The organism is Klebsiella oxytoca NBRC 105695 (assembly GCF_001598695.1).
In the GTDB taxonomy this organism is placed as follows: Bacteria; Pseudomonadota; Gammaproteobacteria; order Enterobacterales; family Enterobacteriaceae; genus Klebsiella; species Klebsiella oxytoca.
The window spans coordinates 119,151-133,534 of sequence record NZ_BCZK01000004.1; the positions used below are offsets into that span (position 1 = coordinate 119,151).

Annotated in this window: 14 protein-coding genes; 2 read left to right on the forward strand and 12 right to left on the reverse strand. The window is 57.6% G+C overall.

Going from position 1 to position 14,384, the window contains the following annotated elements; genetic code table 11:
- Positions 1–36: 36 nt before the first annotated feature.
- The 5 genes from accD to pdxB all read right to left on the reverse strand — a co-directional run bounded on the left by accD (position 37) and on the right by pdxB (position 4,858).
- Complete coding sequence (accD, locus tag KO1_RS08600; protein ID WP_016808402.1) at positions 37–951, reverse strand: acetyl-CoA carboxylase, carboxyltransferase subunit beta; 915 nt, start codon at positions 949–951, stop codon at positions 37–39.
- A gap of 194 nt (positions 952–1,145) precedes the next feature.
- Complete coding sequence (locus tag KO1_RS08605) at positions 1,146–1,805, reverse strand: DedA family protein (protein WP_004104153.1); 660 nt, start codon at positions 1,803–1,805, stop codon at positions 1,146–1,148.
- A gap of 27 nt (positions 1,806–1,832) precedes the next feature.
- The gene (gene truA / locus KO1_RS08610) at positions 1,833–2,645 is read right to left on the reverse strand and encodes a tRNA pseudouridine(38-40) synthase TruA (protein ID WP_004104154.1); all 813 of its coding nucleotides are present in this window, start codon (positions 2,643–2,645) and stop codon (positions 1,833–1,835) included.
- Complete coding sequence (locus KO1_RS08615; protein WP_004104155.1) at positions 2,645–3,658, reverse strand: aspartate-semialdehyde dehydrogenase; 1,014 nt, start codon at positions 3,656–3,658, stop codon at positions 2,645–2,647. Before KO1_RS08615 ends, truA begins: the two co-directional genes overlap by 1 nt.
- Before the next feature lie 63 nt (positions 3,659–3,721).
- Positions 3,722–4,858: a 4-phosphoerythronate dehydrogenase PdxB gene (gene pdxB, locus KO1_RS08620; protein WP_023321381.1), complete on the reverse strand. Its 1,137-nt coding sequence runs from the start codon at positions 4,856–4,858 to the stop codon at positions 3,722–3,724.
- A 123-nt stretch (positions 4,859–4,981) separates the two neighbouring features.
- On the opposite strand from pdxB, the gene flk reads away from it, so the two are divergent.
- Positions 4,982–5,941, forward strand: coding sequence for a flagella biosynthesis regulator Flk (gene flk / locus KO1_RS08625; protein WP_023321382.1), 960 nt, complete (start codon positions 4,982–4,984; stop codon positions 5,939–5,941).
- 38 nt (positions 5,942–5,979) lie between these two features.
- Here the strand turns inward: flk and KO1_RS08630 are convergent, their stop codons facing one another.
- Positions 5,980–7,155, reverse strand: coding sequence for an MFS transporter (locus KO1_RS08630; protein ID WP_004104159.1), 1,176 nt, complete (start codon positions 7,153–7,155; stop codon positions 5,980–5,982).
- A 206-nt stretch (positions 7,156–7,361) separates the two neighbouring features.
- Positions 7,362–8,579: a beta-ketoacyl-ACP synthase I gene (gene fabB / locus KO1_RS08635; protein WP_004104161.1), complete on the reverse strand. Its 1,218-nt coding sequence runs from the start codon at positions 8,577–8,579 to the stop codon at positions 7,362–7,364.
- A 158-nt stretch (positions 8,580–8,737) separates the two neighbouring features.
- Here fabB and mnmC point away from each other — a divergent pair, with 158 nt between their 5' ends.
- On the forward strand, positions 8,738–10,726 hold the full coding sequence (mnmC, locus tag KO1_RS08640) for a bifunctional tRNA (5-methylaminomethyl-2-thiouridine)(34)-methyltransferase MnmC2/FAD-dependent 5-carboxymethylaminomethyl-2-thiouridine(34) oxidoreductase MnmC1 (RefSeq protein WP_024274527.1): 1,989 nt from the start codon (positions 8,738–8,740) through the stop codon (positions 10,724–10,726).
- Positions 10,727–10,789: 63 nt separating this feature from the next.
- Here the strand turns inward: mnmC and KO1_RS08645 are convergent, their stop codons facing one another.
- From KO1_RS08645 to aroC, 5 genes are read right to left on the reverse strand one after another with little or no spacing between them, the layout of a single operon-like run.
- Complete coding sequence (locus KO1_RS08645) at positions 10,790–11,068, reverse strand: YfcL family protein (protein WP_004104165.1); 279 nt, start codon at positions 11,066–11,068, stop codon at positions 10,790–10,792.
- Between the two features lie 31 nt (positions 11,069–11,099).
- Positions 11,100–11,648: an elongation factor P hydroxylase gene (locus KO1_RS08650; protein WP_016808406.1), complete on the reverse strand. Its 549-nt coding sequence runs from the start codon at positions 11,646–11,648 to the stop codon at positions 11,100–11,102.
- A complete protein-coding gene (locus KO1_RS08655; RefSeq protein WP_004104169.1) occupies positions 11,648–12,457 on the reverse strand; it encodes a sulfite exporter TauE/SafE family protein in 810 nt (269 codons plus the stop codon). The genes KO1_RS08650 and KO1_RS08655 overlap by 1 nt, the downstream gene beginning before the upstream one ends.
- Entirely contained in the window at positions 12,457–13,281 is an 825-nt protein-coding gene (gene mepA / locus KO1_RS08660; RefSeq protein ID WP_024274528.1) for a penicillin-insensitive murein endopeptidase, read from the reverse strand. Before mepA ends, KO1_RS08655 begins: the two co-directional genes overlap by 1 nt.
- A 3-nt stretch (positions 13,282–13,284) precedes the next feature.
- Entirely contained in the window at positions 13,285–14,370 is a 1,086-nt protein-coding gene (aroC, locus tag KO1_RS08665; RefSeq protein ID WP_004104176.1) for a chorismate synthase, read from the reverse strand.
- Positions 14,371–14,384 lie beyond the last annotated feature (14 nt).

Sequence of the window (14,384 nt, forward strand, 5' to 3'; positions counted from 1 at the left end):
AAAAGGGCAGCGCCGTCAGGCCTGCCCTCTGCATTATCAGGCCTCTGGTTCCTGATCCGGCACCGGTGGCACCACCTCACCTTCGTGAGCGGGTTCCGGATTTGGCGCCGGAAGATTCATTAGCTTCGCCAGAATGCTGGCCAGCTTCAGACGCATTTCCGGGCGGCGTACGATCATGTCGATCGCCCCTTTCTCAATCAGGAACTCACTGCGCTGGAATCCTGCCGGCAGCTTCTCGCGAACGGTCTGCTCGATAACGCGGGGACCGGCAAAGCCGATCAGCGCTTTCGGCTCGGCGATATTCAGATCGCCCAGCATCGCAAAGCTCGCCGAGACACCGCCCATGGTGGGGTCAGTCAGCACGGAGATATACGGCAATCCGCGCTCCTGCATTTTCGCCAGCGCAGCGGAGGTTTTCGCCATCTGCATCAGCGACATCAGCGCTTCCTGCATACGCGCGCCGCCGGATGCGGAGAAGCAAATCAGCGGGCAGTTGTCTTCCAGAGCCTGCTCAACCGCGCGGACAAAGCGCGCGCCGACCACAGAGCCCATTGACCCGCCCATAAAGGAGAATTCGAAAGCTGCGGCAACAACCGGCATAGCATGCAGAGTGCCTTTCATGACCACCAGCGCGTCTTTTTCGCCAGTCTCTTTCTGGGCTGAGGCCAGACGGTCTTTATACTTTTTCGAATCGCGGAACTTCAGCACATCTTTCGGCTCGAGCTCGCTTCCCAGCTCCACGAGGGAACCTTCGTCCAGCAGGCTATGCAGGCGGTTGCGCGCCGACATACGCATGTGGTGATCGCACTTAGGGCAAACCTCCAGGTTGCGCTCCAGCTCTGCGCGGTACAATACCTGACCGCAGCTGTCGCACTTGGTCCATACACCTTCAGGGATACTTGCCTTACGGGTGGGGGTTATATTGCTTTTAATTCGTTCAATCCAGCTCATTGATAACCTTTCTACCTGAACCTGGTCGATGCCAGTTTTGTCGCAAGGGGCGCATAATGCCATTTTTGCCCCTCACAGACCATGAATGTTGCACATTAAATCATAACATCCCGTAACATGGGATAAAAAAGTGGTCGAACCGCTCACACTTCACTCTTCGGACGGCGGCATACCGTCCGAAGATCGTCGCCGCGTTATTTCGCCTGTTTCGCCGCCGCCCGCTTGTGGCGGATGACTTCAATGACGCCAGGCAGTACGGACAGAACAATAATCGCGACGATCAGCAGCTTAAGGTTTTCCTGTACGATCGGCAAATCGCCAAACAGATAACCCGCATAGGTAAATAACAGTACCCAAAGCAGCGCGCCAACGACGTTATACATCGCAAAATGACGATAGGACATATGCCCCATTCCCGCAACAAACGGCGCAAACGTTCTGACAATCGGCACGAAACGGGCCAGGATGATGGTTTTGCCGCCGTGGCGTTCGTAGAAGCTATGGGTCTTATCCAGATAGCTGCGGCGGAAAATTTTCGAATCGGGGTTGCTGAAAAGCTTTTCACCGAACAGCCGGCCAATCGTGTAGTTCAGCGCATCGCCAACAATCGCCGCAATGACCATCAGCAGCACCATTAAATGCACGTTGAGATCGTTAGTCGGCAGCGCGGAGAGCGCTCCTGCCACAAACAGCAGAGAATCCCCCGGCAGAAACGGCGTGACCACCAGGCCGGTTTCGCAGAACAGAATCAAAAACAAAATCGCGTATACCCAAATACCGTACTCCGCGACCAGCTCAGCCAGATGCACATCAATGTGCAGGATAAAATCGATTAAAAAGTGAATCAGATCCATAATTTGCGTTAGCCCTTAATGACCAGGTTAGTCCGCCAAAAACAGCGGGCCCATCGGCATGACAGGGAGGTCGTAGCGCGCCGGGTAATCCACCGCCACCAGATACAATCCTTCCGCCTTTGCCGTTGCGGCGGCAAGCGTCCTGTCTTTTGCCGCCAGAAGTTCTGCAATCCAGCTCTCTGGCTGGTTACCGGCACCTACTTCCATCAGACTGCCGACAATATTCCTTACCATATGATGTACAAAGGCATTCGCTTTGATGTCCACCACCACATATGCACCATAACGAGTGACGTTAATGTGCATCACGTTCCGCCACGGCGTGCGCGACTGGCACTGCACCGCACGAAACGAGGTGAAATCATTCTCTCCCAGCAGGCACTGAGCGGCGCGCTGCATCCGTTCTGCATCCAGCGGGTGATAATAATGGGTTACGCCGCGGCTCAATACCGCCGGCCGCAGACGATGATTATAGATAACATAACGATAGCGGCGCGCGGTGGCGCTGAAGCGGGCGTGAAAATCCTCAGGAACCCGCTTCACCCAGCGAACCGCGATATCGCCGGGTAAATTGGCATTGACGCCCAGGGTCCATGCGGCATCCTGACGCTGCGAGCGCGTTTCAAAATGCACGACCTGGCCGGTTCCGTGAACGCCGGCATCCGTACGACCCGCGCAAAAAACGTTAACAGGCTCGTTCGCTACCTGCGAGAGCGCCTTTTCCAGCTTCTCCTGTACGCTGCGGACTTCGTTCTGCCGCTGCCAGCCGTAGTACTTGCTGCCATCGTATTCGATGCCCAGCGCGATTTTGTAGACCGGCGGCTGCTCCATCTCAGACATCAGTACAAATACTCCTGAACCAGCTTCTCAGCGATTTTCACCGCCATCAGCGCGCCGCCAAAACGAACGTTATCGGCGACTGACCAGAACTGCACCTGTTCTGGCATACCATAGTCGTTATGCACGCAGCCGACGGAAAGGCGGGCGTTGCCGGAAGCATCCCCGACCTGCGTCGGGAATTCGCCCTCTTCGGACAGCTCGATATCTTCCCCGCGGCTAAAGGCATCGCGCGCCTCTTCGGCCGCCAGCGGACGCTGCGCTTCAAAGCTCACCATCTGCGCGTGGCCATAGAACACCGGCGACTGCACGACATTAGCGGAGATCATCAGACCGTCATCCTGCAGTATCTTGCGGGCTTCATCGACGATACGTCGCTCTTCGCGCACGCTTCCTTCACGATCGGGCAGCAGCGGCAGCATATTGAACGCCAGCTGGCGGCCGAAGAAATCATCGTCATCGATTGGCATACCATTGAGTAATTTAGCGCTCTGGCCCGCCAGCGCATCAACCGCTTTTTTACCGTGAGCGGAAGCAGAAAGCAGGCTGGTTACGCTTATACGCGACAGGCCGCCCTGATCGATCAACGGTTTTAACGCCGACAGCAGCTGGCTTGTCAGGCTATTCGCTACCGCGATAACGTTGCGGTTGCGGTAATCCGCCAGTACGAACGGGTTAACATCCGGCACCACCAGCGGCACATCCGGCTCCAGAGCAAACAGACCGCTTAAGTCAATCACCAGGCAGCCCGCGTTCGTGGCCTCTTCGACATACGCTGCGGTCGCTTCTACACCCGCGGCAAAAAATGCCAGCTGGGCCTGGGTCCAGTCGAACTCCGCCGCATCCTGTACGAGAACCGACTTGCCCGCAAAACGCAGATGTTCACCGGCGCTGTCGCTACGCGCAAGGGCATAAATATCCCCCACCGGGAACTGACGATCGGCAAGAGTTTCGAGCAGGGCTTCGCCTACGGCGCCCGTTGCGCCCAGTATGGCAATATTCCAGCCTTCAGACATGGTGGTGTACTCCAGAAAAAAAGCGGCCCTGCCGGATTATCCAGCAGGAGCATTAAGATGATATTAACGAACAGGATGATGTACGGCGTTAAAGCCAAGCTGGCGCAGCAGCGTCGCCGCCTGGGCATCACTACACTGCACGTACAGCGAAGACCATTCGCGACGTTCCTGGTAATTCTTGCGCAGCTTATCGAACTCGCCCGCAACGCCCGCGACTTTTCGCAGCGGCGCATCATCGCGGCGCACATCATACACCAAATGCGTCAGCCGTTTTAGCGTTGCCTGATCGAGCGGCCCGTGCAACGTAATGCGGCCAAACTCCGGCGCCGGTAGCAGCGTGTCCAGCGCCACCTGCTGCGGGTGGCCAATAAACGCGCTGTAGGCCTCAAAAACCTGGGTCGTACCGCGCGCTTTTCCTTCAAGGGTGTAGCCGGCAATATGCGGCGTACCAATATCCACCCGCTTGAGCAGTTCGATATTCAGGTCCGGCTCCGGCTCCCAGACATCCAGCACCACGCTTAACGGCTGATTTTCCTGTAGTCGTTTAAGCAGCGCAGCGTTATCCACCACTGCCCCACGGCAGGCGTTGATTAATATCGTCCCCGGCTTCAGGCGGCGAATCAGCGCCTCATCCGCCAGGTGCAGCGTTTTGTACTGCCCTTCCTTATAGAGCGGCGTATGGAAAGTCAGAATATCGGCTTCCTGCACCAGCTCGTCAAGAGGACGGAAGTCGCCCTCATCGCCGCGATCGGCGCGCGGGGGATCGCAAAGCAGCGTTTTAATTCCCAGCGCTTCGAGACGTTTGTGCAGGCGCCCGCCCACGTTGCCGACGCCCACGATCCCGACGGTACGGTCGCGCAGCGCAAAGCCATCACGTTCAGCCAGCATGAGCAGCGCTGAAAAGACATATTCCACCACCGCGATAGCGTTACAGCCCGGCGCCGCGGAAAAACCGATTCCCGCCCGCTGCAGCCACGCCTGATCGACATGGTCGGTGCCTGCCGTTGCGGTGCCAACAAATTTGATAGCCTTGCCGGAGAGCAGCGCTTCGTTAACTTTGGTGACGGATCGCACCATCAGCGCATCAGCGTCATTGAGCGCTTCGACCGGAACGGGACGACCCGCAACGGCCTTCACTTCCCCCAGGCGGCTAAAAAGCTCACGCGCATAGGGCATATTTTCATCAACGAGGATTTTCACGGTTCAGTACCTGTCTGAGAGCGAGAGTAAACCGGGGAAGTGTGCCATAATCTGCCCGCCAGGAACATCACCACCCGGCCCTGAGTACAGTAATTTAGTACAGCACTACGCAAAGGATTAATCATGACGCATCCCGTTTCAGGTATGTCCGATCGCCCTCCGGGGACAGGCGAACCTCCGCTCACTACCCAGCAGCGCACCGCGCTTGAGCGGCTCATTACGCGCCTGGTGGCGTTAACATCGCAGCAAAGTGCGGAAGTGTGGGCCTGCGTAAAGCACGATCTGAGCCTGAAAAACGACGCCCCGCTGTTGGCAAGCCATTTTGCGGCCGCCGAACACAGCCTGAACCAGCGCTTAATCCTTGCCCAACAGAATCACCACCGCCGGCAAATCCTGGCGCAGCTGAGCGAACTGCTGAACCAGGGTAATAATCGTCAGGCGGTCAGCGATTATATTCGTCAGCATGACGGTCAAACCGCGCTGCATGCGCTCACCCAGCCGCAGCTGGAGAACGTTTTGCAACTGCTGCAAAGCGGCCAGCTCTCGATTCCTCAGCCGCAGCAGCGCCCGCCAACCCATCGTCCACTGCTGCCAGCGGAGCACAATACGCTCAATCAACAGGTGACCAAACTGGCAGCAGCTACCGGGGAGTCCAGCAAGCTCATCTGGCAGTCGATGCTGGAGCTAAGCGGCGTCAAAAGCGGGGAACTGATCCCGGCGACCCACTTTACTCCCCTCTCTTACTGGCTCCATGCGCGGCAAACGCTCAGTACGCAGGCTACGCCGACGCTGATGTCATTGCAGGCCGCCTTGAAGCAGCCGCTTGAAGCCGCGGAGTGGCAAAGAGTGATGGATTTTGCGCAAACCAGCTGGCACGCAACGGCGCAAACGCCGCTAAGCGCAGCCCAGCTGCTGACGCTGCTGAACAAAATTTTCGTGCTCAGGGTCGCCAGAGCGCAAGAGACGCTGGCGATCCCACCGGTTCAGGCGCCGCCTTCATCGCCGTGGCTGGCGTTTAAAAAGCCGTGGGCTATCGCGTTGACGCTGCTCGCGGGGCTTATTTTGCTGTGGTTAGTGATTTAACCGCCTGTTCGGCCCGTATACCGGGCCGAACAAAAGGCCTATTTACGCAGCGATACCAGCGTAATGAGGATCCCCAGCACGGCGCATATTGCCGCCGCCAGGAAGACGGAAGAATAGCCTAAAGAAGTCGCAAGCAATCCGGTAAGCGGGCCGGTGACGCCGTAGGAGATATCCTGAAACGCAGCGTAGCCGCCAAGCGCCGTTCCTCGAACCTGCGGCGGTACCCGCTTCACAACCTCTACGCCCAGCGCCGGGAAGATAAGCGAGCAACCGCAGCCGGTTAGCGCCGCGCCCGCCAGCGCGACCCAGGCATTGGGCGCCTGCCAGAGCAGCGCCAGGCCTACCGCCTCAATCAACAGCGAAACGATGGCCACTTTCACCCCACCGAAGCGGTCCGGCATCCAACCAAACAGCACGCGCATCAGCACAAATGCTCCACCAAACGCGGTTAAGGTAAAACCGGCCATCGCCCAGCCGTTGCTGGCGAAATAGAGGGAGACGAACGTGCCTATCACCGCGAAACCGACGCCCTGCAGTCCAAGACCAATACCGGGCCGCCAGATCATTCCCACCACGCTCCACAGCGACGGACGCTCGCCGCCGTGGGCGGGAATTTTACGCACCGTGCCGTTAATTGCCCACGCCACCAGCGGCAGCACCATGGTGACGCCGGCCAGCGCTGCAACGCCGTAATGGCTGTAGATCAGCAGCCCCAGCGGAGCTCCGGCCGCCAGCGAGCCGTATATCGCCATGCCGTTCCACGACATCACTTTACCTGAGCGCATCGGGCCCACCAGCCCCATTCCCCAGCTTAAATTGCCGGTGAGCAGCTGGCTTTCACCAAACCCCAGGATCAGACGGCCCAGCACCAGCAGGCCAAACTTCGCCATTACGGGGACCGGCAGCAGCGCGGCGCATAGCCAGGCACCTCCAGCCAGCGCACAGGCCAGCATCCCCTGTAGCACAGAGCGTTTCGCGCCGTACTGGTCCGCCAGACGACCTGCATAGCCGCGGGTTAATACGGTCGCCAGAAACTGGATACCAACGGCGATACCAACCATGGTGTTGCCGAAGCCCAGTTCCTGATGGACGAACAAGGGGATAACCGGCAGCGGCAGGCCAACGGTCATATAGGTAAGAAAAACGGCGAAAGTGATCCGAAACAGCGAACCATTCGCTGAAGGCGTTTTTTTTGTTTCAGTGACTGCGGACATGCTTTACTCCAGTTCGCAGAGTAAGGCGAGGTGATGGCCACGCCCTCTCCACCTGATTATCAGGTTTAAGGCGCGTTGGATGACGTTAAACGCTTACGCATTATCTGAGAGAATAATGTTGTGGCAGGAGTTTGCCTTTACACCCATGGGTCTGTCAAGAATACAAAAAAGGGGAGCCGGCAGGCTCCCCTTGCAAAGCATGCTCGTTATGCGCTGTATTTACGCATCACCAGCGTGGCGTTAGTACCGCCAAAGCCGAAGCTGTTAGACATTACGGTAGTCAGCGCACGCTCGGTCGGCTCGGTCACAATGTTCAGACCAGCTGCCTGTTCGTCCATCTCTTCAATGTTGATGCTCGGGGCAATAAAGCCGTGTTCCAGCATCAGCAGAGAGTAGATAGCCTCCTGTACGCCAGCGGCGCCCAGGGAGTGACCGGTCATCGCTTTGGTCGCGGAGATAGCCGGGCTGTTATCGCCGAAGACTTCGCGAATCGCCCCCAGCTCTTTCACGTCGCCTACCGGCGTAGAGGTACCGTGGGAGTTCAGATAGTCAATCGGCGTATCTACGCCTTCCATCGCCATCTTCATGCAGCGAACCGCACCTTCACCGGACGGGGCAACCATATCTGCGCCATCGGAAGTTGCGCCGTAGCCAACGATTTCAGCATAGATGTGCGCGCCGCGCGCCAGAGCATGTTCCAGCTCTTCAACCACAACCATACCGCCGCCGCCAGCAATAACGAAACCATCACGGTGGGTATCATAAGTACGGGAAGCTTTATCCGGCGTTTCGTTATATTTGGTGGACAGCGCGCCCATCGCGTCGAACTCACACGCCATCTCCCAGCACAGCTCTTCGCCGCCACCGGCAAACACGATATCCTGTTTGCCCAGCTGGATTTGTTCCACAGCATTACCGATGCAGTGCGCAGACGTTGCGCAGGCGGAGCTGATAGAGTAGTTCACACCGTAAATTTTGAAAGGTGTTGCAAGGCAAGCGGAGACCGCGGATGCCATCGCCTTGGTCACCACATAAGGACCTACAGCTTTCAGACCGCGCGGGCTGCGCATGGCATCAGCGCCAAAAACCTGAGATTTAGAAGAACCGCCAGAACCGGCAATCAGGCCCACGCGCGGGTTTTGCTGATAGACCTCATCTTTCAGGCCTGCATCTTCAATCGCCTGCTGCATGGAGAGATAGGAATAGATAGAGGCATCGTTCATGAAACGAACCACTTTACGGTCGATCAAACCGGTTGTATCCAGTTTAACGTTGCCCCATACGTGGCTGCGCATTCCCGAATCTTTAAACTCTTCAGAGAAAGTGATCCCGGAGCGTCCTTCACGCAGAGATGCCAGGACTTCCTGCTGGTTATTACCAATACTGGAAACGATGCCCAGGCCAGTAATCACTGCACGTTTCATTCAATACCTCTGTAAGTCGCACTATATTAAGTTTCGAGTCGCACAATAGCGTACACTTGTACGCCGAACAAGTCCGATCAGCCAATTTGTGTATAAATTTGCGCCCTCAGGCACACATCGTTAAGATCGTTCTACGCCTTGTGATTCGAGTAACTTACGTGAAACAAAACGCCATACAACCTGCCAACCTGGAATTCAACGCTGAGGGTACACCTGTTTCCCGAGATTTCGACGATGTCTACTTTTCCAATGACAACGGTCTGGAAGAGACGCGCTACGTTTTCCTCGACGGCAACCGGCTCAACGAACGTTTTTCAACACACTCACGTCCGTTATTTGTGGTTGCCGAAAGCGGGTTCGGTACCGGCCTTAACTTTCTGACGCTGTGGCAGGCGTTTGACGTTTTTCGCCGCGATAACCCTCAGGCTACCCTGCAAAGATTACACTTCATCAGTTTCGAAAAATTCCCGCTGCGCGCGGACGATCTGCGCCTCGCTCACCAGCACTGGCCGGAGCTTGCGCCCTGGGCCGAGCAGCTGCAGGCCCGTTGGCCGCTGCCGTTTGCCGGCTGTCATCGACTGCTGCTGGACGAGGGCCGCATCACGCTGGATTTATGGTTTGGCGATATTAACCAGCTGACCAACGAGCTGGACGACTCGCTCAATCAGCAGGTAGACGCCTGGTTTCTGGATGGCTTTGCGCCCGCCAAAAACCCGGACATGTGGACGGCGGAACTCTTTGCGGCAATGGCTCGCCTGGCGAGACCCGGCGGCACTCTGGCCACCTTTACCTCCGCAGGTTTTGTGCGCCGCGGGCTGGAGGAAGCCGGTTTCAGCATGCAGAAACGCAAGGGCTTTGGCCGCAAGCGAGAAATGCTCATCGGGGAAATGAATCAACGACTCAACTTTCCCGCGCGTGCGCCGTGGTTTGCCCGCAGCGGCACTGAACAGCGCGATGCGGCGATTGTTGGCGGAGGGATCGCCAGCGCCCTGCTCGCTCTGGCGCTGCTGCGGCGCGGGTGGCAGGTGACACTATACTGCGCCGATGACGCTCCGGCACAAGGCGCATCCGGCAATCGCCAGGGAGCGCTCTATCCGCTGCTCAGCCAGCACGACCCCGCCCTGGCCCGCTTTTTCCCCGCTGCATTTACTTTCGCTCGCCGCCTCTACGACGATCTGCCGGTCATGTTCGATCATGACTGGTGCGGGGTGACGCAGCTGGGCTGGGATGAAAAAAGCGCGCATAAAATTGCCCAGATGGTTGAGCTTAATCTGCCGCCGGAAATCGCCCTCGCCGTTAATGCGCAGAGCGCTGCGGAACAAGCAGGAGTGGAAACCGGCTGCGGAGGAATAACCTATCCTGCCGGAGGCTGGCTGTGCCCCCAGCAGTTAACCGCAGAACTGCTGGCGCTCGCCGCCACTCGCGGATTACGGGTTCACTACCGATATCCCGTAGAGACTATCAGCGCGGACAATACCGGCTGGCAATTAAACGATCGTCAGTTTCATGAAGTCGTGGTGCTGGCCAATGGCCATCAGGTAACCCGCTTCAGCCAGACGGAGCATCTTCCGATGTATCCCGTCGCCGGCCAGGTCAGCCATATACCAACAACGCCAGGGCTATCGTCTTTACGCCAGGTGCTGTGCTACAACGGCTACCTGACGCCGCAAAACCCGCACAACCAGCAGCACTGCATCGGCGCCAGCTATCATCGTGGACAGACGGATACCGCGTTTAGCGCCGACGATCAGCAGCAGAATCGACAGCGTCTGATAGACTGTTTCCCGCAGGCGCAATGGACGCGGGAGGTTGACGTAAGCGCGAATGAGTCCCGCAGCGGCGTGCGCTGTGCGACGCGCGATCATTTGCCGATGGTCGGCAGCGTGCCTGATTATGACGCGACCTTAAGTGAATATGCCTCGCTGGCTGAACATCAGGATAAGGCCAGAGCAGCGCCGGTTTACCGCAATCTTTATATGCTGGGAGCGCTGGGTTCGCGCGGCCTCTGCTCCGCCCCGCTCGCGGCAGAGATCCTCGCGGCGCAAATGAGCAATGAGCCATTACCGATGGATCAAGAGACGCTAGCTGCGCTGAATCCGAACCGGCTATGGGTAAGAAAACTGCTGAAGGGGAGAGCGGTGAAATAATAGCGGAGGAACCGTGCCCGGCGGGATGAACGCCGGGCGTCGGCTTAAGGAAGCGCTACAGAACTACGCCTGCATCGCCTTCTGATACAAACTGTCCCACATTCCCTGCACCAGTATCTGATCCGGCGGCGACAGTTCGCCCGCGCTGATGGCTTTTTCCAGGCTTTGGGTCACTTTATCATGCACCGCCTGCGCAGTATGCTCCCCTTCTCCTTCCAGCTCGGCCACCGCCAGCGTCAGGTGGCCGCGCAGATAACCGCCGGCAAACAGTTCATCATCACTGGCGTGGTCTACCATATTGTCAATTAACGCCAGAATGCGTGATTCAAACTCCGCGATCATCTTCTTTCCTCATATTATGTAAAGCGTGGCCTTAGTGCAGGTCTTCCGGCCACGGGAACTGTTCTGCCGTCAAAGGCGGCGTTTGGTAATATTCTTGCAGCGCCTTGATAAAACGCGCGGGACGCTCAGGGATCCCTTGCTCCAGATAGATCATGACCTGGGCATGTACCCGCCGCTGAAAAGCGATCCGATCGGGTTCAAAATCCCCTTCCAGATTGTCGCAGCTGACGTTAAACGGATATCCCGCCGCCACGCAAAACAGCCAGTCGAACGCCTGAGGTTTCACCTCGACGTCTTCAAATTTTGACTGGGTCATCGCGTCGCGCCCGTCCGGGCAGTACCAGTAACCGAAATCAACCAGCTCGCGGCGCGCCTTTCCGGCAATGCACCAGTGCGAAATCTCGTGCAGCGCGCTGGCATAAAAGCCGTGGGCAAAGACGATGCGGTTATAGGGCACCTCTTCATCTGCTGGAAGATAGATCGGTTCGTCATCGCCTTTAATCAGACGGGTATTAAAATCATCGGCAAAACAGCCGTCGAAGATTTCGATCAGCTGTTCGTATTTATGCGTACTGTTCATTAGTTCATCCCCAACCAGCGGAGGATCTCCTGTCCATGGCTATCATAAAGAAGTTTCGCGCTCATCACCGCCGACACCACAACGATCATTGGCCGAATCAGTGACTGTCCTTTGCTCAGCACCAGTCGAGATCCCGCGCGAGCGCCGATAAACTGCCCGGCCATCATCACAAAGCCGGTCGCCCAAATCACCTTACCGCCAATAATAAACAGCAGCAGGCCGCCAACGTTGGACGTCGCGTTAAGCAATTTTGCATGCGCGGTCGATTTCGCCAGATTGAACCCCGCCAGGGTGACGAAAGCCAACGCGTAAAAGGATCCGGCGCCCGGGCCAAAGAAACCATCGTAAAAACCGACGCAGCCGCCAGCCACCAGGGCAAACGGCAGACCGTACAGACGTCGCTGCCGGTCCTCTTCGCCGAGTTTCGGCATCAGCAGAAAATAGAGGCCAATGCCGATAACCAGGATTGGCAGTATCTGTTTGAGAACATCAGACTGGACGTGCTGGACCAGCAGCGCGCCGCCGGTCGAGCCGAGAAAGGTCATCAGAATATTGAGCTTCTGGTCGGCCAGATTCACTACCTTGCGGCGGATGAAATAAAGCGAAGCGGACAGCGACCCGCCGCAGGCCTGCAGCTTATTCGTTGCCAGCGCCTGCGCTGGAGGAAGACCCGCCGCCATCAGGGCCGGGACGGTTAATAGCCCGCCGCCGCCCGCCAGGGAGTCAATAAATCCCGCCAGAATGGCCACGAAAAACAGCACCACCATTACCGTCGGCGATACCATAAAAAGATCGATAAAACTATCCATTAAAGAACATGCTCATCCAGTAGCGCCTGGCAGGAAGGCGGCAGCGGAGGCGGCGTCTTCTTCACAGGTGGGGTTGATCCTGGTTTAGGGGGTTCAAACCAGCTTTGCAATTCCGCACCGCAGCCATCGCCGGCCGGTGGCGGAGCCTGATCTTCGCACTCAAGGCTGCCTGCCGGACAGCGCAGGCGCACGTGCATATGCGCCCGGTGCTGGAACCATGGGCGAACTTTGCGTAGCCAGTCGCGATCGTTACCGGCATCCAGGCACAACTGCTGCTTAATTGCCGGGTTGACGAAAATACGCGTGACGTCGCTATCTTCCGCCGCCATCTTAATCAACTGGCTAATTTGCGGGCTCCACAACGACGGCACGACGCGCTTACCATCGCGGGCCACCAGATCCAGCGCCTGCGGCTTCAGCAGCTGAGCTGAACTCCAGCGCGCCTGCGGAAGCTGCAGAAAAATATCGACGTCAAGCCCGGACTGATGGCTGGCATGACCGCCGTTGAAACGCCCCCCGGCCGGCATCCCCATATCGCCAATCAGTACCGTTCCCATACCTCTGTTATACGCCTGGTTGCTTAGACGCTGAATAAACTGCACGAGATCCGGATGGCCGAAGTAGCGGCGCTGATCGGTACGCATCACCTGATAGCCGGTGGCGTTTAACGGCAGCGCCTGCGCGCCGACGATGCAGCCATTGGCAAATGCACCGATCGACTGCGGGCTGCCGCTGATGGGCTGGGAGATTTTCTGCCACGGCGTTGCCGCCAGGCTGGTACCGCTGGCGAGAAGCGCCAGCAGTGCGATAACGGTTTTTTTCATCTATTACCAGCGTGGAATTGATGTCGTCACGTCGCCATTTTGCGCGCGCTGACGCATAAAGTGATCCATAAGCACGATCGCCAGCATCGCTTCGGCAATCGGTACCGCACGAATGCCAACGCAGGGATCGTGACGCCCTTTGGTGATCATCTCGACTTCTTCGCCAGAGCGATTAATCGTATGTCCCGGAACGGTAATACTGGAGGTAGGCTTCAGCGCAATGTTCGCCACGATCTGCTGACCGCTGCTGATACCACCTAGAATGCCGCCCGCGTGGTTGCTCTGGAAACCCGCTTTGGTAATTTCATCGCGGTTTTCGCTGCCGCGAAGCTTCACCACCTCAAAACCATCGCCAATTTCCACGCCCTTCACCGCATTAATGCTCATCAGCGCGTGCGCAATGTCCGCATCGAGGCGGTCAAATACCGGCTCACCGAGCCCCGGCGGAACGCCATCGGCCACCACGGTTACTTTCGCTCCGATGGAGTCGCCCTCTTTTTTCAGGCCTCGCATCAGTTCATCGAGCGCTTCAATTTTCTCTGGATCCGGACAGAAGAACGGGTTTTGTTCAACCTGTTCCCAATCTTTGATAGCCAGAGGAATATCCCCCATCTGGGTCAGGCAGCCGCGAATCACAATCCCGAATTTCGCGGCGAGGAATTTCTTGGCAATCGCTCCGGCAGCCACGCGCATAGCGGTTTCACGGGCAGAGGAACGACCGCCGCCGCGATAGTCGCGCAGGCCATATTTCTGTTCGTAGGTGTAGTCAGCGTGGCCCGGGCGGAAAACGTCTTTAATCGCGCCGTAATCCTGAGAACGCTGATCGGTATTCTCAATCAGTAGACCAATGCTGGTCCCGGTAGTCACCCCCTCGAATACGCCGGAGAGGATTTTAACCTGGTCCGGTTCGCGGCGCTGGGTAGTATAGCGCGATGTTCCCGGACGTCGGCGATCGAGATCGTGCTGCAGATCGGCTTCGGTTAGCGGAATGCCGGGCGGTACGCCGTCGACGATACAGCCCAGCGCCAGGCCGTGCGATTCGCCAAACGTCGTGACGCGAAAGAGTTGTCCAATTGTGTTTCCTGCCATCACGGCTCCGTTCT

Coding starts and splice junctions, on each gene's coding strand:
- KO1_RS08615 (WP_004104155.1), bottom strand. CDS start 3,658: ATGTCTGAAGGCTGGAATATTGCCATACTGGGCGCAACGGGCGCCGTA.
- KO1_RS08645 (WP_004104165.1), bottom strand. CDS start 11,068: ATGATCGCGGAGTTTGAATCACGCATTCTGGCGTTAATTGACAATATG.
- accD (WP_016808402.1), bottom strand. CDS start 951: ATGAGCTGGATTGAACGAATTAAAAGCAATATAACCCCCACCCGTAAG.
- mepA (WP_024274528.1), bottom strand. CDS start 13,281: ATGAAAAAAACCGTTATCGCACTGCTGGCGCTTCTCGCCAGCGGTACC.
- KO1_RS08655 (WP_004104169.1), bottom strand. CDS start 12,457: ATGGATAGTTTTATCGATCTTTTTATGGTATCGCCGACGGTAATGGTG.
- flk (WP_023321382.1), top strand. CDS start 4,982: ATGACGCATCCCGTTTCAGGTATGTCCGATCGCCCTCCGGGGACAGGC.
- KO1_RS08650 (WP_016808406.1), bottom strand. CDS start 11,648: ATGAACAGTACGCATAAATACGAACAGCTGATCGAAATCTTCGACGGC.
- fabB (WP_004104161.1), bottom strand. CDS start 8,579: ATGAAACGTGCAGTGATTACTGGCCTGGGCATCGTTTCCAGTATTGGT.
- aroC (WP_004104176.1), bottom strand. CDS start 14,370: ATGGCAGGAAACACAATTGGACAACTCTTTCGCGTCACGACGTTTGGC.
- truA (WP_004104154.1), bottom strand. CDS start 2,645: ATGTCTGAGATGGAGCAGCCGCCGGTCTACAAAATCGCGCTGGGCATC.
- KO1_RS08630 (WP_004104159.1), bottom strand. CDS start 7,155: ATGTCCGCAGTCACTGAAACAAAAAAAACGCCTTCAGCGAATGGTTCG.
- KO1_RS08605 (WP_004104153.1), bottom strand. CDS start 1,805: ATGGATCTGATTCACTTTTTAATCGATTTTATCCTGCACATTGATGTG.